General features: G+C 39.5%; 25 protein-coding genes and 1 other RNA gene. 2 read left to right on the top strand and 24 right to left on the bottom strand.

Annotation, left to right across the window (positions count from 1 at the left end; genetic code table 11):
• Nucleotides 1-13: 13 nt before the first annotated feature.
• The 19 genes from ahrC to spoIIIAA all read right to left on the bottom strand — a co-directional run bounded on the left by ahrC (nucleotide 14) and on the right by spoIIIAA (nucleotide 15,603).
• Nucleotides 14-463: a transcriptional regulator AhrC/ArgR gene (gene ahrC / locus PB1_RS13660; RefSeq protein ID WP_004437708.1), complete on the bottom strand. Its 450-nt coding sequence runs from the start codon at nucleotides 461-463 to the stop codon at nucleotides 14-16.
• A gap of 301 nt (nucleotides 464-764) precedes the next feature.
• Nucleotides 765-1,607, bottom strand: a complete 843-nt coding sequence (locus PB1_RS13665) for a TlyA family RNA methyltransferase (protein ID WP_004437710.1) — start codon at nucleotides 1,605-1,607, stop codon at nucleotides 765-767.
• A 3-nt stretch (nucleotides 1,608-1,610) separates the two neighbouring features.
• Nucleotides 1,611-3,506 carry a 1-deoxy-D-xylulose-5-phosphate synthase gene (dxs, locus tag PB1_RS13670; protein ID WP_004437713.1) on the bottom strand — a complete coding sequence of 632 codons (1,896 nt, stop codon included), beginning with the start codon at nucleotides 3,504-3,506 and terminating at the stop codon, nucleotides 1,611-1,613.
• Nucleotides 3,507-3,703: 197 nt separating this feature from the next.
• The gene (locus PB1_RS13675; RefSeq protein WP_004437718.1) at nucleotides 3,704-4,597 is read right to left on the bottom strand and encodes a polyprenyl synthetase family protein; all 894 of its coding nucleotides are present in this window, start codon (nucleotides 4,595-4,597) and stop codon (nucleotides 3,704-3,706) included.
• The gene (locus tag PB1_RS13680; RefSeq protein WP_034645380.1) at nucleotides 4,597-4,827 is read right to left on the bottom strand and encodes an exodeoxyribonuclease VII small subunit; all 231 of its coding nucleotides are present in this window, start codon (nucleotides 4,825-4,827) and stop codon (nucleotides 4,597-4,599) included. The genes PB1_RS13675 and PB1_RS13680 overlap by 1 nt, the downstream gene beginning before the upstream one ends.
• Nucleotides 4,820-6,175, bottom strand: a complete 1,356-nt coding sequence (gene xseA / locus PB1_RS13685; RefSeq protein ID WP_004437722.1) for an exodeoxyribonuclease VII large subunit — start codon at nucleotides 6,173-6,175, stop codon at nucleotides 4,820-4,822. Before xseA ends, PB1_RS13680 begins: the two co-directional genes overlap by 8 nt.
• Before the next feature lie 131 nt (nucleotides 6,176-6,306).
• Entirely contained in the window at nucleotides 6,307-7,176 is an 870-nt protein-coding gene (folD, locus tag PB1_RS13690) for a bifunctional methylenetetrahydrofolate dehydrogenase/methenyltetrahydrofolate cyclohydrolase FolD (RefSeq protein ID WP_004437724.1), read from the bottom strand.
• A gap of 41 nt (nucleotides 7,177-7,217) precedes the next feature.
• Nucleotides 7,218-7,607, bottom strand: a complete 390-nt coding sequence (nusB, locus tag PB1_RS13695) for a transcription antitermination factor NusB (protein ID WP_004437726.1) — start codon at nucleotides 7,605-7,607, stop codon at nucleotides 7,218-7,220.
• 260 nt (nucleotides 7,608-7,867) lie between these two features.
• On the bottom strand, nucleotides 7,868-8,275 hold the full coding sequence (locus PB1_RS13700) for an Asp23/Gls24 family envelope stress response protein (protein WP_004437728.1): 408 nt from the start codon (nucleotides 8,273-8,275) through the stop codon (nucleotides 7,868-7,870).
• 15 nt (nucleotides 8,276-8,290) lie between these two features.
• Complete coding sequence (gene accC, locus PB1_RS13705; protein WP_004437729.1) at nucleotides 8,291-9,649, bottom strand: acetyl-CoA carboxylase biotin carboxylase subunit; 1,359 nt, start codon at nucleotides 9,647-9,649, stop codon at nucleotides 8,291-8,293.
• 13 nt (nucleotides 9,650-9,662) lie between these two features.
• Nucleotides 9,663-10,169 (bottom strand): acetyl-CoA carboxylase biotin carboxyl carrier protein, encoded by a 507-nt coding sequence (gene accB / locus PB1_RS13710; RefSeq protein WP_004437731.1) that lies wholly within the window; start codon nucleotides 10,167-10,169, stop codon nucleotides 9,663-9,665.
• A gap of 263 nt (nucleotides 10,170-10,432) precedes the next feature.
• Nucleotides 10,433-11,002, bottom strand: a complete 570-nt coding sequence (locus tag PB1_RS13715) for a SpoIIIAH-like family protein (RefSeq protein WP_004437733.1) — start codon at nucleotides 11,000-11,002, stop codon at nucleotides 10,433-10,435.
• Nucleotides 11,003-11,671 (bottom strand): stage III sporulation protein AG, encoded by a 669-nt coding sequence (gene spoIIIAG / locus PB1_RS13720; RefSeq protein ID WP_004437735.1) that lies wholly within the window; start codon nucleotides 11,669-11,671, stop codon nucleotides 11,003-11,005.
• A complete protein-coding gene (gene spoIIIAF, locus PB1_RS13725) occupies nucleotides 11,661-12,290 on the bottom strand; it encodes a stage III sporulation protein AF (protein ID WP_004437738.1) in 630 nt (209 codons plus the stop codon). Before spoIIIAF ends, spoIIIAG begins: the two co-directional genes overlap by 11 nt.
• 11 nt (nucleotides 12,291-12,301) lie before the next feature.
• Nucleotides 12,302-13,498 (bottom strand): stage III sporulation protein AE, encoded by a 1,197-nt coding sequence (gene spoIIIAE / locus PB1_RS13730; protein ID WP_004437741.1) that lies wholly within the window; start codon nucleotides 13,496-13,498, stop codon nucleotides 12,302-12,304.
• A gap of 36 nt (nucleotides 13,499-13,534) precedes the next feature.
• Complete coding sequence (spoIIIAD, locus tag PB1_RS13735; RefSeq protein ID WP_174269867.1) at nucleotides 13,535-13,924, bottom strand: stage III sporulation protein AD; 390 nt, start codon at nucleotides 13,922-13,924, stop codon at nucleotides 13,535-13,537.
• A 14-nt stretch (nucleotides 13,925-13,938) separates the two neighbouring features.
• A complete protein-coding gene (gene spoIIIAC / locus PB1_RS13740) occupies nucleotides 13,939-14,145 on the bottom strand; it encodes a stage III sporulation protein AC (protein WP_004435581.1) in 207 nt (68 codons plus the stop codon).
• Nucleotides 14,146-14,163: 18 nt separating this feature from the next.
• Entirely contained in the window at nucleotides 14,164-14,679 is a 516-nt protein-coding gene (gene spoIIIAB / locus PB1_RS13745) for a stage III sporulation protein SpoIIIAB (protein WP_004437747.1), read from the bottom strand.
• On the bottom strand, nucleotides 14,680-15,603 hold the full coding sequence (spoIIIAA, locus tag PB1_RS13750) for a stage III sporulation protein AA (RefSeq protein WP_004437749.1): 924 nt from the start codon (nucleotides 15,601-15,603) through the stop codon (nucleotides 14,680-14,682).
• 219 nt (nucleotides 15,604-15,822) lie between these two features.
• On the opposite strand from spoIIIAA, the gene PB1_RS13755 reads away from it, so the two are divergent.
• Nucleotides 15,823-16,491, top strand: a complete 669-nt coding sequence (locus tag PB1_RS13755; RefSeq protein WP_004437753.1) for an SIMPL domain-containing protein — start codon at nucleotides 15,823-15,825, stop codon at nucleotides 16,489-16,491.
• A gap of 100 nt (nucleotides 16,492-16,591) precedes the next feature.
• On the opposite strand, the gene ssrS is transcribed toward PB1_RS13755, so the two are convergent.
• The 5 genes from ssrS to PB1_RS13775 all read right to left on the bottom strand — a co-directional run bounded on the left by ssrS (nucleotide 16,592) and on the right by PB1_RS13775 (nucleotide 19,568).
• Nucleotides 16,592-16,779: non-coding RNA, 6S RNA (gene ssrS / locus PB1_RS17175), on the bottom strand.
• Between the two features lie 90 nt (nucleotides 16,780-16,869).
• Nucleotides 16,870-17,427 carry an elongation factor P gene (gene efp, locus PB1_RS13760; protein WP_004437756.1) on the bottom strand — a complete coding sequence of 186 codons (558 nt, stop codon included), beginning with the start codon at nucleotides 17,425-17,427 and terminating at the stop codon, nucleotides 16,870-16,872.
• Nucleotides 17,428-17,453: 26 nt separating this feature from the next.
• A complete protein-coding gene (gene pepQ, locus PB1_RS13765; protein WP_004437758.1) occupies nucleotides 17,454-18,515 on the bottom strand; it encodes a Xaa-Pro dipeptidase in 1,062 nt (353 codons plus the stop codon).
• Nucleotides 18,502-18,963: a type II 3-dehydroquinate dehydratase gene (aroQ, locus tag PB1_RS13770; RefSeq protein ID WP_004437761.1), complete on the bottom strand. Its 462-nt coding sequence runs from the start codon at nucleotides 18,961-18,963 to the stop codon at nucleotides 18,502-18,504. The genes pepQ and aroQ overlap by 14 nt, the downstream gene beginning before the upstream one ends.
• 89 nt (nucleotides 18,964-19,052) lie before the next feature.
• Nucleotides 19,053-19,568: a YqhR family membrane protein gene (locus tag PB1_RS13775; protein WP_004437764.1), complete on the bottom strand. Its 516-nt coding sequence runs from the start codon at nucleotides 19,566-19,568 to the stop codon at nucleotides 19,053-19,055.
• Between the two features lie 191 nt (nucleotides 19,569-19,759).
• On the opposite strand from PB1_RS13775, the gene PB1_RS13780 reads away from it, so the two are divergent.
• The gene (locus tag PB1_RS13780; protein ID WP_004437766.1) at nucleotides 19,760-20,704 is read left to right on the top strand and encodes a DUF1385 domain-containing protein; all 945 of its coding nucleotides are present in this window, start codon (nucleotides 19,760-19,762) and stop codon (nucleotides 20,702-20,704) included.
• Nucleotides 20,705-20,710: the final 6 nt, after the last annotated feature.

Raw genomic sequence — 20,710 nt, forward strand, 5'->3', positions numbered from 1 at the left:
TCGTCACCTCATATTAGAGCATTTCAAGAAATCGATTTGAAACGATTTCTGTATCTTCAGGTGTTCTGCAAATAATTAAGATTGTATCGTCACCGCAAATCGTTCCTAAAATATCTTCCCAATCAAGGTTGTCGATTAATGCTCCGATTGCCATTGCGTTTCCCGGAAGAGTTTTCATGACAAGAAGATGTCCTGCTGCATCAATTTTTACAAAAGCATCCATAAGAGCACGTTTTAACTTCTGTAATGGATTGAATCTCTGATCAGCAGGCAGACTATATTTATATCTTCCATCCATTAAAGGAACTTTTACTAAGTGAAGCTCTTTTATGTCCCGGGATACTGTTGCCTGGGTGACGTTAAAACCTGCTTTTTTCAATTGGTCTACAAGCTCGTCCTGAGTCTCTATGTCATTATTGGCAATAATTTCTCTAATTTTGATATGGCGCTGTCCTTTAGTCATTTCAAAATCACCTCTAGTAAGGATCAAACATCGACAATTTTTGTATATAGCTACTATTATGTTAGCCGAATTCCGAATTCTTGTACATTTCTTTTATGCTCTTTTCTACTAATTTCTAAAAGGTTGTTAACTTTAAATACCCGTGAGTTGCCGGATGTTTTGACTCATCAAGCGAAGCGTGTAATCACGGAAAAAAGCAATCCCGTAGATTTTCTTTTTCATTATAGAACAAATGTTCCTTTTAATGCAACAGCTGAAAAGTTTGCAAAAAATCCTTTTAAAAAAGGAATAAGCGTTGTGCTTATTCCTCGTTTGTTTTTTTCGATTTTAATTCTTGATGTGCATGTTGTACAACATCGGCCGGTAAAACTGATAAAAAGTTTTCACCGCGATCCTTTTCACCTTCCCAATACAAATGGAGCAAAAATTCGATATTCCCATCTCCGCCTGTAATCGGTGAAAAGGAAAGATTTTTGACATGAAAGCCGAGTCCGAGAGAGAAATCAATTATTTGTTCCAGCACGTTTTCATGTACTTTTGGATCTCTAACGATTCCTTTTTTTCCTACTTGTTCTTTGCCGGCTTCAAACTGAGGCTTTACAAGGGCAATTACATCACTATTTGGAACAAGCAAAGTCTTCAGCACTGGCAAAATAAGTTTCAATGAGATAAAAGATACATCAATTGTTGCAAAATCAGGCATTTCCTCTTTAAGATCTGCAGGTGTAACATAGCGGAAGTTTGTTCGCTCCATCACAATCACTCGTTCATCTTGGCGAAGTTTCCATGCAAGCTGGTTGTAGCCGACATCTAATGCATATGTTAATTTAACCCCGTGTTGCAAAGCGCAATCAGTAAATCCACCTGTAGAAGCACCGATGTCGATCATGACCTTCCCGCGTACGTCAATATTGAACTCTTTTAATGCTTTTTCAAGCTTTAGTCCGCCTCTGCTCACATAAGGAAGGACATTTCCCTTCAAAGTCAGATGAATATCAGAGCTTACTTTTTCGCCCGGTTTTTCAAGGCGGGTTTCATTGCTGTATACGAGACCGGCCATGATCGCTCTTTTCGCTTTTTCTCTTGTTTCAAAAAGCCCTCTTTCAACTAATAATACGTCTAATCGTTCTTTTTTACTTTTCATTTTTCATTGAGCCCTTTTTTGTTTCTTTCTAACCATTGTTTTCAATTTTAAGACGAGATTTTCAGTCGTCAGTCCGATTTCTTCCAGAAGCTTATTTACGCTGCCATGTTCAATAAATTGATCAGGAATTCCCATCCGGTCAATTTTTGCTTCATGAAAACCATGGTCATGGGCAAATTCAAGAACAGCGCTTCCGAATCCGCCTTGTAATACAGCTTCTTCAACCGTAATAATTGGAATGTTTTCATTTAAGATGGCATGGAGCATTTTTTCATCAAGCGGTTTTATAAATCGGGCATTGACAACCTTTACGGCAATTCCTTGCTTTTCCATTAAAACTGCTGCTTCCATTGCCATTGGAATTGTTGTTCCAAAAGTAAAGATAGCGGCATCTTTACCTTCCCGTAAAACTTCCCATGTTCCAATCGGAATCGTACGCAGCTTTTCATCCATCGGAACGCCGATCCCGTTCCCTCGCGGAAAACGCATGGCGATCGGGCCGTCATCATATTTTAAGGCAGTATTCACCATATGCTGCCCTTCATTTTCATCCTTAGGCATCATGAGCACAAGATTTGGCAAATGCCTTAAAAATGCAATGTCATAGACACCTTGGTGTGTTTCGCCGTCCGCTCCGACCAATCCTGCCCGGTCAATGCCAATAAAAACATTCAAGTTCTGGCGGCATATATCATGGACAACCTGGTCATATGCTCTTTGCAAAAAGGTTGAATAAATCGCCAAAAATGGCTTCATATTTTCCACAGCCAATCCTGCTGCAACCGTTGCCGCGTGCTGCTCGGCAATCCCGACATCATACATGCGGTCCGGAAACTCACCGGCAAACCCTTCCAATTTAGAACCTACAGGCATTGCAGGAGTAATCGCAACAACTCGTTCATCTTTCCGAGCTATTTTTCGGACAGTTTCACTGACGAGCTCGCTCCAGGCAGGCGGAGCATTAACAGGTTTTAAAAAGTCGCCTGTTTCAATTTTATAAGGACCTGTCCCATGCCATGTCCCTGATCTATCATTCTCAGCAGGATAGTAACCTTTTCCTTTTTTCGTGATGACGTGGAGTAAGACAGGTCCATCCGTTTTCTTCGCATAGTTCAAGTTTTCAAATAAATCCTCAAAGCTATGTCCGTCGACCGGTCCAAAATATGTAAAACCGAGTTCTTCAAAAAAGATTCCCGAAACAAGCATATATTTTAAACTGTCTTTTATTCTTTCAGCAGTCGATGCTAGCTTGCCTCCGACAGCAGGAATCTTTTTTAATAGCATTTCCAGCTCATCTTTTACCCAATGGTATTTGCCGGCAGTTCGAAGCCTTCCTAAAATATTATGTAAGGCTCCCACATTTGGAGCAATCGACATTTCATTATCATTCAGAATAACAATCATGTCTTTTTTTTCATGGCCGATATGGTTTAATGCTTCCAAAGCCATTCCGCCTGTCAGCGCTCCATCGCCTATGACAGGAACGATATACGATTTTTCCTTTTTAAGATCTCTCGCAATAGCCATTCCCATAGCTGCAGACAGAGACGTTGAACTATGTCCCGTTTCCCAAATGTCATGAACGCTTTCATTTCTTTTCGGAAAACCGCTCAGCCCTTTATATTGCCTGAGGGTATCGAACTGACTGGCACGGCCTGTCAAAATTTTATGTACATACGATTGATGCCCGACATCCCAAATTATTTTATCTTTTGGACTGTCAAAGCATTTATGCAAAGCAATAGTTAATTCTACAACACCAAGATTCGGTCCGATATGGCCTCCGGTTACTGACAATTTTTCGATTAAGAATTGCCTGATTTCCTTACTAAGCACTTCCAATTCTTTATTTGAGAGCTCCTTTAAAAAGGAAGGGTCTTTAATTGATAATAGATCCATTGACGGATCACTCACTTTCATGTTCTTTTATCACTGTCATTTATCATTCTTGTTTTCCTCAAGAAAAGCAAGGATTTCCCTTGCTTCCATTGATTTTATTTAAAAAATAGCCGCTAACACAAACGTGATAACGGCAATGAACACAATATTTTATCTTATTATACCATAAAAGTTTTATGTCATCAAATGATGATCATTTAATGGTCTCTTGCAGCGACAAGTTCGGTGATTTCTACAAGCAATGAGGTAGAAAGGCTTGAGCTTTTCAAATAAGCCTTCGCTTTGCCAATATGGTCTGTAAGCGCTTCTTTTGCCCCCTCCATGGATAAAAGGGAAGGATATGTGCTTTTTTGATTATTTGCATCGCTTCCAACCGGCTTGCCGATTAATTCCTCCTGCCCTTCTAAATCGAGAATATCGTCGCGAATTTGAAAAGCAAGCCCTAAGTGAAAAGCAAACTGTGACAGATCTTTCATTTGTTCATCATTTGCCCCTGCAAGCATTGCACCTGCTAAAACACTGTATGCCAAAAGCTTTCCCGTTTTATGATGATGAATATACTCTAACTGGCTCAAATCAAGCTGTTTTCCTTCCCCTTCAATATCGGCAGCTTGTCCGCCGACCATACCTTCTGCCCCGGCTGCTTTTGAAAGCTCTCTTATAAGATTCAGCTTTGTGTCAGCTGCAGCATATTCTTCCGGAGTTTCACTGATCATTTGAAAACTGTATGTCAAAAGGGCATCCCCGGCCAATACCGCGAATGCTTCTCCAAATACTTTATGGTTTGTAGGTTTTCCGCGGCGAAAATCATCATTATCCATACTTGGCAAATCGTCATGAATAAGGGAGTACGTATGGATCATTTCGATTGCTGCTGCAGTATTCAACCCCTTTTTGCTGTCATGGCCTAATGCATGGAGAGTAGCAAACAATAATAATGGCCTGATCCGCTTTCCGCCTGCCTCAAGCGAGTAAAGCATTGATTCCTTTATAATGGATGGAGCATTGAGACGTTCAATCGATGCTCGCAAACAGTTTTCAAGCATCTCCTTATGTTCTTTTGCAAAGTCTTTCAGTTTTACAGTCAACATTATTCCTCCTCTTGGATAGAGAAGTTTTCGGTTTTCCCATCTTCTGTTAAGATTTGCGTTAACTGCTCTTCAACGTTCTTCAATTTATCATGGCAAATCTTTGAAAGTTCCATTCCTTGTTTATAAATGGAAATAGCTTCTTCCAGAGGAACATCTCCCTCTTCGAGCCGCTCTACAATCCTCTCAAGCTTTTCCATTGCTTCTTCAAAAGTTATATTATTTTCAAGCATTATTTCCACTCACTTTCTTTCCGGTCACTTTGCAATATAATTGTCCATCAGATAACCTGACTTGAACAGATTCGCCATTTTTTATTTGTGATACGCTTTTTATGAGATTTCCATCATCGGTGTATGTCAGACTGTATCCCCTCTCCATTATTTTCAGCGGACTTAATGCTTCTAATGTTGACAAAATAGATTGAAAATCTTTCTGCTTTTCTATAAAAATTCCTGTCATCGCCTTGTTCAGCGATCGCCTTAACCTTTGATGATTCTCTCGGGCTAATTGCATCAATTGGGCCGGATGATTTCGTTCAAGCCTCTTTAGCAGCTGGTCTTGCTGTTCGGCCTTTAAGCCAAAAATATTGCGTGCCCCTTTCATCAGCTGCTCCGTCAGCTTATCAAGCTGTTCAAGCTTCTGTTCATATAATTTTTGCGGATATTTAAACGCATACGATTTCTGAATTCGCGTTAACTGCTCTTTATGAATCCCGATTTTCTCTTTTATTGCTCTTAAAAGGCGGGACTTTCTGTTCATAATTCTTTCCGTCAGTTCATCAATATGAGGTACAGCAAGCTCGGCAGCTGCCGTCGGAGTCGGAGCACGGAGATCGGCAACAAAATCTGCGATCGTATAATCTGTCTCATGCCCGACTGCCGAAATAATCGGTATCTTAGAAACAAATATAGCTCTTGCTACGATCTCTTCATTAAACGCCCACAGTTCTTCGATGGAACCGCCGCCCCTCCCGACAATTAAGACGTCAATGTCTGCTCTTTCGTTTGCCAATTCAATCGCCTTTGAAATGGAACGCCCTGCCTGTTCACCCTGTACGAGAGCAGGAAAAATAAGAATTTTGGCAATCGGAAACCGCCTTTTAATTGTCGTTAATATGTCCCTGATCGCCGCTCCCGTTGGTGAAGTTATGACACCGACAATTTCCGGAAATTTTGGAATAGATTTTTTCACATCAGGGTCAAACAGTCCTTCTTTTTCCAACTTTTCTTTCAGCTGCTCGAATGCAAGGTACAATTCGCCAATCCCATCCGGCTGCATGTCTTTCACATAAATTTGGTATTGGCCGCTCGGTTCGTAAACCGTTATATCACCTCTAATTAATACTTTCATCCCATTTTCCGGAGTGAATTTCATATAACGATTATAACTCGTGAACATAACGGCCAGAATACGCGCCTTATCATCTTTTAATGTAAAATACATATGGCCGCTCGAATGCTGTTTAAAATTTGAAATTTCCCCTTTAACTAGAACATCTTGCAAATGTGGATCGGCATCAAATTTTCTTTTAATATATTTTGTTAAAGCGTTGACCGTTAAATAACGCGTTTCTTTCATAGAAAGCTCCTTCTATATTACAAATAAAAAACTATCCCTTTCTATTATAAATTCAGATTCCAAATCCGTCACCTAGTGCAAAAGCGGAAAGGAGTAAAAATTAAATAGAAAGGGACTTTTTTCATTTACCTTTATTTTGTTTTTTGCAGCTTTGATTGAAAGTTTTTGGCTGCTTTTAAAGTATTATACATAAGCATCGTTATCGTCATCGGTCCGACCCCTCCGGGTACAGGGGTTATATAACTGGCAATTTCTTTTGCTTCCTCGAAGTCAACATCTCCGCACAGTTTTCCTTCTTCGTTCCGATTAATTCCAACATCAATTACAACCGCACCTTCCTTAATATAATCGGCCGTTATAAAATTCGCCCTACCGACTGCTGCTACAAGGATATCAGCGTTTTTCGTGTGTTCTTCTAAATTTTTCGTTTTTGAATGGCAGTATGTAACAGTTGCGTTTTCATTAAGGAACAATTGTCCTGATGGCTTTCCGACGATATTGCTTCGTCCAATAATCACAACATGTTTGCCTGCAATTTCAATATTCATTTCTTCCAGCATCACCATTACCCCATACGGCGTACAAGGCAAAAAGGCATCCTGACCTGTCATCATCCGCCCGATATTGATGGGATGAAAACCATCTACATCTTTTGCTGGCGAAATCGCCTCTATCACTTTCACTTCATTAATATGGTCAGGAAGAGGCAGCTGAACGAGGATACCATGAATGGCATCATCATGATTTAATTCATCAATCTTACTTAACAATTCTGATTCTTGAACCGTTTCTGGATACTCAATTAACAAAGAATGCATTCCAAGTTCTTGGCAGGCTTTTTGCTTGCTTTTCACATATGTTCTTGATGCCTGGTTGTTTCCGACGAGGATGACTGCCAAACCGGGGATCACATGATTTTTTTTCAATTCGTCTACCTCTTTAGCAATTTCGCTCCTTTTTTTCTTTGCAATTTCTTTTCCGTTAATAATTTGAGCTGTCATGATCTTTCCTCCACTTTATTAAAAATAAAACAGTTTGCTTGTTATAAACTATCTTTTACTTTCGAAAGAACACCGTTAATAAATCTGCTGGATTGTTCATCACCATAAATTTTTGCAATTTCAATTGCCTCATCAAGTACGACATTGGCCGGAACCTCATCACGGCAATATTTTAATTCAAATACTGCCATCCTTAATAAATTCCGGTCCACATTTGCCAGCCGTTCCAGCTTCCATTTTTCAAGATGCTTTTTAATCGTTTCATCTATTTCATCCCGGTATTGAACGGTTCCGTCTACCAATCGGGTTAAATATTCATCACCATGGCCATCTTCCAATACGTGTTCAATTGCTGCATCAGGTTCCGCATTACTTACATCAATTTGGAACAATGCCTGCAATGCTTTTTCTCTGGCTGTCCGTCTCTTCATTTTGTAATGCTCCTTTTTCGGCTAGTTTGTCCACTTTTTCACAACAAATATAATAGCATAAGTAAAAGTGCTCTGCATTGGTTTGTGTTATTATTTTTGTATTTGCAAATTTTTTATGAAATAAAGGGGCTGACTCATAAGTAAAGGGTCAGACCCCTCCAAACAATATATAGACAAACTTTGAAAAAGCCCATTCTATAATATTGTTAAATTCGGAGGGATTCAGACCCTTATGAGTCAGCCCCTGATCTCATTTCTTTCTATATTTCTTGTTCGGAATCGCTTTCAGGTTTTTGGTTTTCGAATTGAATTCCGACAACATGGATGTTGACTTCCTGTGCTTCAAGGGCGGTCATGTTCAAAAGCGCTTGGCGGATATTATCCTGAATTTTTTGGGCAACAGCCGGGATGGAGACACCGAACTTCATTATGCAATACACATCTACCTTTATGCCGTCCTCCGTTAACTCGACTTTAACGCCTTTGCCGTGGTTCTTCCTTCCAAGACGTTCGACGACACCTGTTGCAAAATTGCCGCGCATTTGTGAAACTCCTTCTACTTCAGATGCGGCAATTCCTGCGATTACTTCAATAACTTCAGGGGCAATTTCCACTTTCCCTAAGCCCGTATTTTCTTGATTCATGTCAAGAATTTGATTCTCAGTCATTTATGGCACCTCCAATTAATCGTCTGTTTTCATCACATCATACATTTCAAGAAACTTTGTATTGAATTGACCCTCCACAAATTTTTCGTGGTTGAGCAGCTTTAAATGGAATGGAATGGTTGTATGAATCCCGTCAATCACAAATTCGCTTAACGCCCTTTTCATCCGATCAATTGCTTCTTCACGAGTACTTCCGTATGTGATTACTTTCGCAATCATTGAATCATAATATGGCGGTATGGAATAACCCGGATAAGCGGCTGAATCGATGCGTACGCCAAGTCCACCTGGCGGTAAATACATATTAATCTTTCCGGGAGAAGGCATGAAATTTTTCTCAGGATTTTCAGCATTTATTCGGCATTCAATAGCCCAACCATTAAAGGTTACATCTTCCTGTCTTAAATTTAGCCTCTCACCTGAAGCAATTTTTATTTGTTCTTTAATCAAATCAACACCCGTCACCATTTCCGTAACAGGATGTTCCACCTGAATGCGTGTATTCATTTCCATGAAATAAAACTTGCGATTGCGATAATCATATATAAATTCTACCGTGCCTGCGCCTGTATAATCAACAGCTTTCGCAGCTTTTACTGCGGCAGTACCCATTTCTTCACGGATTTCACCATCAAGAGCCGGCGACGGCGTTTCTTCCAACAGTTTTTGCAGGCGCCGTTGAATAGAGCAATCTCTTTCTCCAAGATGAATGACGTTTCCATATGAATCGGCAAGAATTTGAATTTCAACATGGCGAAAATCTTCAATATATTTTTCAATATATACGCCTGGATTGCCAAATGCCGTTAATGCTTCCTGCTGGGTTATCTTAATACCTTTGATTAATTCCTGCTCGGTCTTTGCAATGCGGATCCCTTTTCCGCCTCCTCCGGCAGTTGCCTTAATGATTACCGGAAAACCGATTTTTTCCGCCAATTCGACTCCTTCTTCAGAACTTTTAATAATGCCTTGCGATCCCGGGACAATTGGCACCCCAGCTTCCCTCATCGTTTCTCTGGCAATGTCCTTCGTACCCATCTTTGTTATCGCTTCAGGGCTCGGTCCGACGAAAGTAATATTTACTTCCCGGCAAAGCTCTGCAAAATCAGCGTTTTCAGCCAGAAAACCATACCCTGGATGGATGGCATCACAACCTGTCAGTTTGGCGACGCTGATGATATTCGTAAAGTTCAAATAACTGTCCTTTGATGCAGTCGGACCGATACAATATGCTTCATCGGCAATTTGCACGTGCAAAGAATCCCTGTCTGCTTCAGAAAAGACGGCAACTGATTCAATCCCCATTTCTCGGCAAGCACGGATAATACGGACGGCAATCTCTCCCCTATTGGCAATCAATAATTTTTTTATCATTTTAATATTCTCCTTACTCAGGTTTTACCAAAAATAAAGGCTGGCCGTATTCAACAAGCTGTCCGTCTTTCACAAGAATTTCAACTATTTCACCGTTTACCTCCGCTTCAATTTCATTAAACAGCTTCATTGCTTCGATGATGCACACAACAGTATCTTTCGAAACGACAGACCCTTTTTTGACAAACGGTTCAGCATCCGGAGAAGGTGCTTGATAATAAGTACCAACCATAGGAGATGTGATTTTATGTAAATTCGCTGTATCAGCGGCAGTTTCTTGCGTTGTTTCCTCTTTCGGCTCTGATTCTTTTGCTTCGGCCTGCACTACCGGAACCGGTTCTGCTGCTGATTTTGGCGTTTCATTAACAGCAGTCTGTATAACAGGCTGTGAAACAGCAATCGTTTCAGTACTGCTTTTTTTCAATTTTATTTTTGAACCTTCATGTTCAAATATGAATTCTTCAATGCTTGATTTGTCAATGAGTTTTATCAGTTCACGAATTTCTTGCACTTTTAACATTTTTTACACCTCAGTCATTCAAAAATTAAGACTAACTAATAACATCATACGATAATACATAATGCAAGTTCAACATTATAAATGTATGGTTGTTTTTCAGTCTTCCAATTTCAATTTGTTTTAAACAATTGCGGTTTTTTTAAAATCCATATATAGAGTGTAAATAATAAAACCGAAGATTCTGTTGAATAAATAATTGAAGATCCAACAAAAATAAAGGAAAGCCCGATCCAAAGGGCTCTCCATATTGCTTATCAAGTATTTTATTTATTCGGCTGAAATTTCACTGCAACATGTTCCAAATCATTGATTTCTTGTTTCACCATTTGGATAATTTCATTTGCAGCAGATGGAGAAAGCTTATCTGCTTTAACGGTAATTCGCACCTGGCCGCCGTCAACACGAACTAAAGCATCTTCATAGTTCATTGCTTTTATTAACGATTCAAGCAATTCTTCTTTTAAGGCAATTTCGTCAAGTTTTTTCATTTCGTCATATGCCTGATTGCGTTTTTCTGTTGGAAGGTCTGTAGAAGCAACAATTTCTTCAAGCTGCTCTTTCCTTTTGCTCCGCTGATCATCAAGATCCATCCTTAATGCTTCAAACACTTCGTCGCTTGCCGTCTCTGATATAATTTTGGCGCCTGAATCGGTTTGAGTGGTTGCCGCTTCATTTTCTTCTCCTTTTACCGCTGGTTTAAGATCATCGCTTTTTTGTTCTATTCCTGCCACTCCGTTGCCGTTTTGTTCTGGCGAGGTAATGTAATAAACTGAAAGAACAACCACCAAACTTAACATTGTTAATAGCCAAACTGTTTGCTTTTTCAATAACATTTATGAATCCCCCTTTGTTTTTTTCGGCATAACTGCAACCCGATGGCTTGGTACATCCAGCACTCTCGTCACAGCCTCAATAATCCATTTTTTTATTTGTATGTTGTCTGCCCCTTTTGCCACAACAAGAACTCCGCGAATTTCAGGTTTCTTCGTTTCAACGACAATCGGAATCTCTTTTTCTCCGTTGCGAATGATAACCAATTGTTCATCTTTAGAAGCATCTTCTACTTTTCTTGTTCCGCCTTCCCGATCCGTTTCGGTCGTCGTTTGAGACTGTGTAACGAAATTTTTTTCTAATACCTGTTTTTCAGTTGCATCCACATTGACTACAACGGTGACATCATCTACACCAAGGATTCCTTCCAGTGCCTCTTTTAACTGGGTTTCATAAGCTTCTTCATAGTGCTGCATCAAACTTTTTTCTTCTGATTTCTTTTGTCCAAAGGCTGGAACATCTTCTGTTTCATTTGTTTCTTTATTGTTAAAAACCTGCATATCCGACGTTGAAGCATTCCCGCTGTAAAGCAAATTGCTTATGAGCATAATCGCTGCACCAAATAAAATAACGAGAAGCAAATAATGGTATTTTCCCGGTTTTTTTTCTGATTGTCCTTCTTTCAAAAAGAGATTTTTAAGCCAAGTCAGCGGTCCTTTATCATTGTTCATTCTCTTCCGGTATCCCCCCTTCTATCATTACTTCGATAACTTCATCTTTCATATTCCATTTTTGCGAGAGAAAAGAAGTGATTTTTTTCGTTTCGGCAGGCTGTTCTGATGGAAGAGGATGTTTTGTATTAATTTCTACTTTTTTTACCACTTCAATTGCTCCGGATTGTTCTTTTGGTTTGCGCAACTGGACCACTATTTTTTCCAGATTTTCCGGAAAGGAACTCTTGTCATCTTCATTTACTAAAAAATCAATTTTAGTAATTTCCAAGCCGTACTGTTCCATCAACTCCCCCTCTGCGTCCTTTTCTAACTGGACAGCCATTTGTTCTAAAATATATGCATGTTGAGAAGCTTGTATTTCTTTTTTCTTCATTTCTATTAAATTTTCCATATTTTTTTCTCTAGAATTTTCAAAAAGAGCAATGGATGAAAGAGCTGTTTCAAAATCGTTGGAAAATAGCTTTAGCACGGGCGTTAAAATAATCGCAATCAACAGCAAGCCGGTCACAATCTTTGCGTATTTTTGAAGATTCGAGTTGGGGAGAAGCATATCGATGACCGTTGCCAATAAGATAAAGAGAATGATATTTGTGATCCATTCCTTTAAAAAATTCATCATTCTCCCTCCTATCTCACCATCATCGTCAAGTTTCCGGCGGCAATGATAACGGTGACGCTTAAAAAAAACATAAGCGATATGATTGCCAATGCGGCAAATACATAAACGACACTCTTGCTGATAACATCAAGGCATGCGATAACCGGACCGCCGCCAAGCGGCTGTAAGATCGCCGCAGCAAATTTGTATATAAAGGCAATCATCAATATTTTGAGTGCCGGAAACGCAGCAATTAACAGTAAAATGACGACTCCTGCTATTCCCACTGTATTTTTTAAAAGAACAGACGCACTGATGACTGTATCTGTTGCGTCGGTGAATGCTTGTCCAATAACCGGAATAAAATTCCCCGTAAGAAACTTCGCCGTTCTAATCGTTACTCCGTCCGTAATCGCGGTTGAAGCCCCCTGGACAGATATTACACCCAGAAAGACTGTTAAAAATAAACCAAGCAAGCCAATGCTCCAATTCCTGAGCAATTGGGCAAGCTGTGTGACTTTGTAATGCTCGGTCAGTATACTGACAATGCTTAACAATGCTGATAAAAATAAAAGCGGGAGAACAATGTTTTGAATAATAAGTCCGCTCGTGTTCATTAAAAAAAGAATAACCGGGTGGAAAAAAGCTGCGGAAATTACTCCGCCTGATGAAGCAATCAGCGCGAGCAAGAGCGGTATCAGGGCAAAGATAAAGTGAATCATTGATCCAATTGCTTCTTTTGAGTAAGTTATCGCAACGTGAAAACTATTTAATGCAATAATGATCAGCACGATAAAAACGATAGAATAAGCAACTTTGCTGACTGTGCTGTTTTCAAATGAATTTTGCAAAGACTGCAAAAACATGCTGAATATCGTCAGCAAAATCAGAGAACCTAGCAGTTTTCCATTCACGATAAATTCATGAAAAACAAATTTCACAATCCCGGTAATCCATTGTTCAAAAGAGAATTTTTTTTCTCCTTTTATAAAATCATACAAACTGCCTTTTTGGCTTTCCGGTAAAAACCCGCCATACTGGCGAAGAATGTCTTCCCAAAATCCCTTCAATTCATCAATATTTAAATTTTCCAGCTGTGAATCGACAAGCATTTCTGCATCAGTGAATTCTCCGGTTTCAGCTTGTCCCGGAGAGGCTTGTACAACCGGGACGATCAAAAAAAAGAAAGGTATTACAATGGATAAAACATGCAAGATCCGCTTCATTATTACACCTCTTCCATAGAAGGAAAATTGCTGTGACTAATTCGGAACCATTTGAATGATTGTTTCAATCAAAACCGTTAAGATTGGAATTGCCATAGCTAGAATGAGGATTTTACCTGCGAGTTCAATTTTTGAAGCAATGGCGCCCTGGCCGGCATCCTTCGAAATCTGAGCGGCAAATTCGGCAATATATGCAATTCCAATGATTTTCAAGATTGTTTCAACATAGATAAGATTGACATTTGCATTGACAGCAATTTTTTCAATCATATGGATAATTTCATTAATCTTATCGACCAGAAATAAAAAAATCGTGCATCCGACAAAAACAATTAATAAAAAAGCAAAGTTTGGTTTCTGTTCTTTTACGATTAGAGCAAGGAAAGTGGCGATGAGCGCAATTCCTGCTATTTTGATGATTTCAATGGGAGAGCCCCCCTTTACCCCTGAAATAAGAATACTGATTTAATCTTTTGAAAAAGATCATCGACGATCGATGCAACCATGAACAAAATATAAATAAAACCAAAAAGTGTAACCCATTGGGCATATTCTTTTTTCCCAACTTGGTCAAGAATTGTATGCAAAAAGGCAACAACAATTCCAACACCGGCAATTTTAAATATTACATCCACCTCTAAACCCATCGTTTCTCCTCCTAAACGCTACATAAGCAAAATGATTAATAATAATCCGGACAAAAATCCGAGACTTTTGACCATTTTCTCGTATTTTGCCTGTTTATCCCTGGCATCTCCTTCTTCCCGTTCCAAATGGGAAAGAGCCAGCTGGATTTGTTTTTGCTGGGACACGCGGTCATGGCGGCCGAGCGTTTCGCCAAATTGTTTCATAATTTCAAATTCACCTTGTTTAAAAGCTGTAAATTTCCATATTTCCGCCATGCTTTCTTCCCATGCCTCTTTTACAGTTGTTTCTGAATTTGTCAACCGGTTTGCAAAGGATTCGAACAACCATGATACAGGCTTAGAGAGCTGTTGAGCTAATCGCCTGGCAGCTTCATGAAGCGGAGTATGCCCGAACATGATTTCCGCTTCCAATGATTGAAGAGCTGATTTTAGTTGCCTCAGCTGCCGTGGCCTTTCGCTTAAATGCCTTGATGCTTCAAAACCAGTCCAAGTAGTTGCAACAATAATCAATAGAGCCCCGATTATTTTCATCATCTAAGTCACTCTCACTTTTGAAGTAATCTCTTTACCGTTTCCGTCTTTAATGAAAGTCACTGTTCCCGGACCATCTTTGCGGCTTAATTCAATAAACCGCTGAAAAATCGGCTGTTCAAGAATGTTTTTTAAGGAAGGGCGCTTTCTAACTTCCTCTAGGGAACTGCCATGTGTAGTCATAATCAGTTTTATCCCTGCATTGACAGCTTCCATAATGGCAAGGGCATCTTCCTCCCGCCCAATTTCGTCAACAACGAGAACATCCGGACTCATCGAACGGATCATCATCATCATTCCTTCTGCCTTAGGGCATGCATCAAGAACATCGATTCTGTTTCCAAATGTAAGCTGAGGTATGCCTTTTACACATCCGGCAATTTCTGAACGTTCATCCACAATTCCAACTTTGGATGCCCCGAACCCAAGGTCTTCATTTCCGGTTGAAATAATTCTTGCAATATCTCGAAGGAGGGTTGTTTTTCCTGTCTGCGGCGGACCAATAATCATTGTATGAAGCCAGCCATCATGAAATAAGAATGGAACGAGGCAATCCGCAATTCCTATTCTTTCCCGGGCAATCCGGATATTAAAGGATGAAATATCTCTGATCGCTTTCACTTTGCTATTTTCAAGAATGACTTTTCCGGCAAGGCCGACACGGTGTCCGCCGGAGATTGTAATATATCCCCTTTTCAATTCTTCTTCAAGCGTGTAAATTGAATAGCCGCTAATTTTATTCAAAAGCTGAAGCGCATCTTCCGGTTGAACAGTGTATGGCAAAAACATGTGGGTTCCTTTCATTGTTACTTCTAATGGTCTGTTAATGCGGACGCGGATTTCTTCTATTTCTTTTTGTCGAAAAGAAGGGATTTGTTCGAGTCTTTCTGAAATTGATTTCGGCAAAAAGTGAATAACAGTTTCCAAATTTGACTCCTCCTCCCGAAATAAATTGTCTCCGCTATTGTTTTCAGGCTCGAAAGTGTACTCTTACTAATTAAAATGTATGCCTGCTTGGCCGCATTATGACTTTTAATAAATGAAAGCATGTCCATGAATTTGGCGCGGAAATTAAACGAATGAATCAAACTCCAAAGCCGTACATTTTATGGAAGGAAATGTTTAATGGGATGAGGTGGAAAGAAGGTGCATTATCATCAGCCAGTTTATCGGGGAACCGGCCAACGAAATGATAAAAATATTTTGAAAGTAATTGGAGAAGGAAGCATTTCTGCCCGGCCTGACAGAGCAACTGTGATTCTTGGTGCAACAACAGAAGATCAGGATTTGGCAAAAGCTCAATCTGAAAATGCAGAAGCTATTTCAAACATTATCGGTTCGGTCCTTGAAATAGGTATACCAAGAGAGAATATTCAAACTTTTGATTATAGGGCTGAACCACAATATCGTTATGAAGACGGAAAACAAATTTTTATAGGCTACAAGGTTACCCATTTATTGAAAATAACGATTGACCAAGTGGATCAAGTGGGAAGGTTAGTGGATACTGCGGTGAAAAACGGGGCTAACACGGTTAATAATATTGATTTTTCGGTATCAGACCCAGTACTTTACTATAACAAGGCATTAGCAAACGCAGTACAAGACACCTTGTTAAAAGCACAAACAATCGCCGGTTCTCTAGGAGTAACCCTTATCAAAACTCCAAGGCAAGTGATTGAAGAAAGCCAAGCGCCAAAACCGATTCCTTTTTTTACAACAACTATGGTAAAAGGGGAATCAACTGTTCCAATTGAAGCAGGCAAGTTAACGATCTCCGCTGTTGTTCGCGCTGAATATCAATACTATTATTAAATGGACGTAGAATGAAGAGAGAAATTTTTCTGCAATAAAGTGAGGCTGTCTCAAAAGCCTAAGGATCAGCCCTTATGAGACAGCCTTGTCATCTCTAAAATATAAAGCCGCTGTTGCCGCCGATCAATATGGAGTTTCAAAACCTGCTCCACCAGGTGGGTGTCCGCAAAAACGTTCGCAGCGTCCTCAAGACCAAATGGGAGGCATGCCGTTCCGGTTTTGATGTAGGACTCCCTTTAATAAATCAAAGGTTGTAACTTCATACACTAACGAACAACTCAGCCTTAAGTATTATATATTTTACAGGGTGACTTGCAGATTTGCAAGTGATAAAGAATGATTTTAAATCCTTTCACTGGCCGGAATTTCTTTATTTTACTAAGCCCGTGAAACGTATGAGCCATCTTCTGTATTGATGATAAGACGGTCGCCTTGGTTTACAAAGAACGGAACTTGAACAACTAAACCTGTTTCAAGAGTTGCAGGTTTTGAACCGCCTGAAGCAGTATCACCTTTAATGCCTGGCTCTGTTGCTATTACTTCAAGTTCAACAGTGTTTGGCAATTCAATTCCGAGTGTCTCTCCTTGGAACATCATAATGTATACTTCCATATTTTCTTTCAAAAACTTTAATTCATGTTCAATTGAAGAAGCAGGCAATTCAATTTGCTCGTATGTTTCATTATCCATGAACACATGCTGGTCGCCGTTTGCATAGAGGTATTGCATTTTGCGGTTATCGATCTGTGCACGCTCTACTTTTTCACCGGCACGGAATGTTTTTTCTTGAATTGCACCTGTACGAAGGTTGCGAAGTTTTGAACGTACAAATGCAGCACCTTTTCCCGGTTTGACGTGTTGAAACTCAAGAACACGCCAAATTCCCCCGTCTACTTCAATTGTTAATCCTGTACGAAAATCGTTAACAGAAATCATATTAAGTTTCCTCCTAATACATACGTTTAAAGAATAATCAGCTCTTTAGTTGAGTGAGTCAGCGTTTCATTATGATCCTTTGTTATTAATGTGTCGTCTTCAATGCGAACACCGCCGAGGCCAGGTATGTATATTCCCGGTTCCACGGTTACGACCATTCCCGGTTCTAATACAATATCGGACTTGATGGATAATGCAGGGCCTTCATGAACTTCCAACCCAATGCCGTGGCCTGTCGAATGCCCGAAGTATTCTCCATAACCTTTTTCGGCAATAAAGTTTCTTGTTAAAGCATCCGCTTCTTTTCCGGTCATGCCGGGCTTTATTCCTGCCATTCCCCGTAATTGGGCCTCCAACACAATATCGTAAATTTCTTTCAGTTTCTCATCAGGTTTTCCGACAGAAACAGTCCTGGTGATATCAGAAACATATCCTTTATAATATGCTCCAAAATCAAGCGTAACAAAATCACCGGATTCAATTATTTTTTCACTGGCCACCCCGTGAGGCAGTGCAGAACGATAACCCGATGCGACGATAATATCAAAGGATGATGATGTTGCGCCGGCTTTTCTCATAAAGAACTCGAGTTCATTCGAAACCTCCAATTCAGTAACCCCTGGACGAATAAACTCTAATATATGTTTAAAAGCGGCATCAGCAATGTCCGCTGCTTCCTTTAATATCTTAATCTCTGATTCCGTCTTAATCAAGCGCAACTTTTCAACAACACTTGAGACAGGCACAAGTTCCGCTCCAACAGCTTTTTCATATGCTTTAAATGATGAATATGATAAGTGATCCTGTTCGAATCCAAGTTTTTTTATCCCCAATTTCTTTACTTGCTCTGCCACTTCGTCAGGGATGGATCCTTTATGCTGAACAATTTCATAGCCTTCACATTGTTTTGCTGCCTGTTCAGTGTAACGGAAATCTGTAATAAATTGTGCATTTTCTATACCGATTAAAACAACACCGGCACTCCCTGTAAAATTTGTCATGTAACGGCGATTATATGAACTTGTAATGAGTATTCCATCAATTCCTAGATTTTCAAAGCCCGAGCGCAATTTTTCAATTTTTTTCATATGATCCTCTCTCCTTCGCTAGTTCCAAAAGGGCTTCAAAGGCCAATTCATAGCCCTTTAATCCCAACCCAACAATCTGTCCCTTTGTCACAGGGGCCGTAACCGATACATGACGAAACGACTCACGCGCATGAATATTTGAAATATGTACTTCAATGACCGGCACTGATATCCCTGCAATTGCATCACGAATTGCATAACTGTAATGTGTATATGCACCGGGGTTAAAAATAATTCCATCATAGTTGTCATCGTTCGCCTGATGAAGTCTGTCAATCAGTTTTCCTTCATGATTCGATTGAAAACAAGAAATTTCCACTCTATGCTGTTCCCCTAACTTCTTCATACGTGTTTCAAGATCTCTCAGTGTTTGTTCACCGTAAATCCCAGGTTCCCTTTTTCCGAGCAAATTTAGATTTGGTCCATTTAGTAACAAAATTTTCTTCATATTTCAGCTCCTGCACATATCGTAAAAAAATAGAATGTTCAATAAAAACATTCTATCATATATATTTCGCATTTAACTAGATGGAACAATTAAGAGGAATTTTCGGCTTGGTCCTCTACGCGGTTTTGCACTTCATTTTCTTCATATGATATTGAATAACCGACAAATACACCAAAAAGAATGTAGAAACATACTGAAGTAATAACCGTATCGCGTTTTAGCTCACCAAATGAACTGATTCCTGGGAATATCGGGTTTAAAACAAAGAACACAAGCAAAAATAATATGATTCCATAGACGGCTCCGGCCCAAATGCTTTTAAATTTTCTTAATGCAGCATAGTATATAAGAGCTGCACCGATAGAAACAATTCCGATCAAAATAATGGAAATCACCGTTCCAAGCCATCCCTTTTTCCAATTGCCGTTTACCCATGGATCCAAAATAACGTTTGGATGAATTTCTGTAAAATTAAAAACGTAAGCAAGATAAGCGATCGAACTCATTAAAATCCCGCCAATCAGCCCGGTCCAAACAACCATTGCTATAAATGACATCGGTTTTTCCCGCTGATCGTGTTCGGACTTATTTTGATTGTCTGCCATAAAGAACACCTCCATTTTTTATTATGTCCCGAGGAAAAAGTTCCTTGCACCGTGAATGTAAAACCATTAGATTATCTGTCCGTTCTAGAGATTTTAGTCATTTTTTAGTAGAATAAAAATTAGTACATACAGCTTTTAGAATTTCATTACTGTTTTGTGCAAGTTTATCGTATAGGTTGGTGTTGACATACATGTCTCAAAAACAGAAGCCGCTTTACGGCGGGCAAGCAGTTGTCGAAGGAGTTATGTTTGGGGGTAAACATCATTACGTAACTGCAATTAGAAGAAAAGATCAATCAATCGAATATTTCCGACTGCCCCGAAAATCAAATCGAGCTCTTACATTTTTGAAAAAAATTCCGTTTATCCGCGGGATTGTTGCGATAATTGAAGCGAGTGCAAACGGTTCAAAGCATTTAAATTTTTCAACGGAAAGATATGACGTAGATCCGGAAAACGATTATCTTATTAAAGAACAAAAGACATCTAAACTAACAATGATTCTTGGAGTCGCCGCTATCGGAGTAATTTCCTTTTTGTTCGGAAAATTTCTGTTTACATTAATTCCGGTTTTTTTAGCAGAGCTTACAAGGCCGATTTTTTCAAGCGATTTCGCGCAAATTCTAGTTGAAGGTTTTTTTAAACTGTTGCTCCTCTTGCCCTATATTTATTTTGTGTCTTTGACCCCAATTATTAAAAGAGTGTTTCAATATCATGGTGCAGAGCATAAAGTAATTAATACCTATGAAAACGGAAAAGAGCTTACAGTTAAAAATGTGCAAGCCCATTCTCGTCTTCATTACCGGTGTGGAAGCAGTTTTATTTTGTTTACAGTGATTATCGGCGTTTTTGTTTATATGCTCGTTCCAACGGAGCCTTTATGGGTAAGGGTAATCAATCGCCTGGCATTAATCCCTGTCGTACTCGGTATTTCATTTGAAGTACTGCAGCTGACAAATAAGCTCCGCAACGTTCCGGTATTAAAGTATCTAGGTCTCCCCGGGTTATGGCTTCAACTGTTGACAACCAAAGAACCGAAAGATGAGCAAGTGGAAGTGGCAATTCTTTCGTTTAAAGAGCTCTTAAGAATGGAAAAAGAAACAAATGAACTATTAAAATCGGAGGAAATTGTGTAAAAGTAT

Source organism: Bacillus methanolicus PB1 (genome assembly GCF_000262755.1).
Taxonomy (GTDB): domain Bacteria; phylum Bacillota; class Bacilli; order Bacillales; family Cytobacillaceae; genus Bacillus_Z; species Bacillus_Z methanolicus.

Coding starts and splice junctions, on each gene's coding strand:
- ahrC (WP_004437708.1), bottom strand. CDS start 463: ATGACTAAAGGACAGCGCCATATCAAAATTAGAGAAATTATTGCCAAT.
- PB1_RS13665 (WP_004437710.1), bottom strand. CDS start 1,607: ATGAAAAGTAAAAAAGAACGATTAGACGTATTATTAGTTGAAAGAGGG.
- dxs (WP_004437713.1), bottom strand. CDS start 3,506: ATGGATCTATTATCAATTAAAGACCCTTCCTTTTTAAAGGAGCTCTCA.
- PB1_RS13675 (WP_004437718.1), bottom strand. CDS start 4,597: ATGTTGACTGTAAAACTGAAAGACTTTGCAAAAGAACATAAGGAGATG.
- PB1_RS13680 (WP_034645380.1), bottom strand. CDS start 4,827: ATGCTTGAAAATAATATAACTTTTGAAGAAGCAATGGAAAAGCTTGAG.
- xseA (WP_004437722.1), bottom strand. CDS start 6,175: ATGAAAGAAACGCGTTATTTAACGGTCAACGCTTTAACAAAATATATT.
- folD (WP_004437724.1), bottom strand. CDS start 7,176: ATGACAGCTCAAATTATTAACGGAAAAGAAATTGCAAAGAAAAAAAGG.
- nusB (WP_004437726.1), bottom strand. CDS start 7,607: ATGAAGAGACGGACAGCCAGAGAAAAAGCATTGCAGGCATTGTTCCAA.
- PB1_RS13700 (WP_004437728.1), bottom strand. CDS start 8,275: ATGACTGAGAATCAAATTCTTGACATGAATCAAGAAAATACGGGCTTA.
- accC (WP_004437729.1), bottom strand. CDS start 9,649: ATGATAAAAAAATTATTGATTGCCAATAGGGGAGAGATTGCCGTCCGT.
- accB (WP_004437731.1), bottom strand. CDS start 10,169: ATGTTAAAAGTGCAAGAAATTCGTGAACTGATAAAACTCATTGACAAA.
- PB1_RS13715 (WP_004437733.1), bottom strand. CDS start 11,002: ATGTTATTGAAAAAGCAAACAGTTTGGCTATTAACAATGTTAAGTTTG.
- spoIIIAG (WP_004437735.1), bottom strand. CDS start 11,671: ATGAACAATGATAAAGGACCGCTGACTTGGCTTAAAAATCTCTTTTTG.
- spoIIIAF (WP_004437738.1), bottom strand. CDS start 12,290: ATGAATTTTTTAAAGGAATGGATCACAAATATCATTCTCTTTATCTTA.
- spoIIIAE (WP_004437741.1), bottom strand. CDS start 13,498: ATGAAGCGGATCTTGCATGTTTTATCCATTGTAATACCTTTCTTTTTT.
- spoIIIAC (WP_004435581.1), bottom strand. CDS start 14,145: ATGGGTTTAGAGGTGGATGTAATATTTAAAATTGCCGGTGTTGGAATT.
- spoIIIAB (WP_004437747.1), bottom strand. CDS start 14,679: ATGATGAAAATAATCGGGGCTCTATTGATTATTGTTGCAACTACTTGG.
- efp (WP_004437756.1), bottom strand. CDS start 17,427: ATGATTTCTGTTAACGATTTTCGTACAGGATTAACAATTGAAGTAGAC.
- pepQ (WP_004437758.1), bottom strand. CDS start 18,515: ATGAAAAAAATTGAAAAATTGCGCTCGGGCTTTGAAAATCTAGGAATT.
- aroQ (WP_004437761.1), bottom strand. CDS start 18,963: ATGAAGAAAATTTTGTTACTAAATGGACCAAATCTAAATTTGCTCGGA.
- PB1_RS13775 (WP_004437764.1), bottom strand. CDS start 19,568: ATGGCAGACAATCAAAATAAGTCCGAACACGATCAGCGGGAAAAACCG.
- PB1_RS13780 (WP_004437766.1), top strand. CDS start 19,760: ATGTCTCAAAAACAGAAGCCGCTTTACGGCGGGCAAGCAGTTGTCGAA.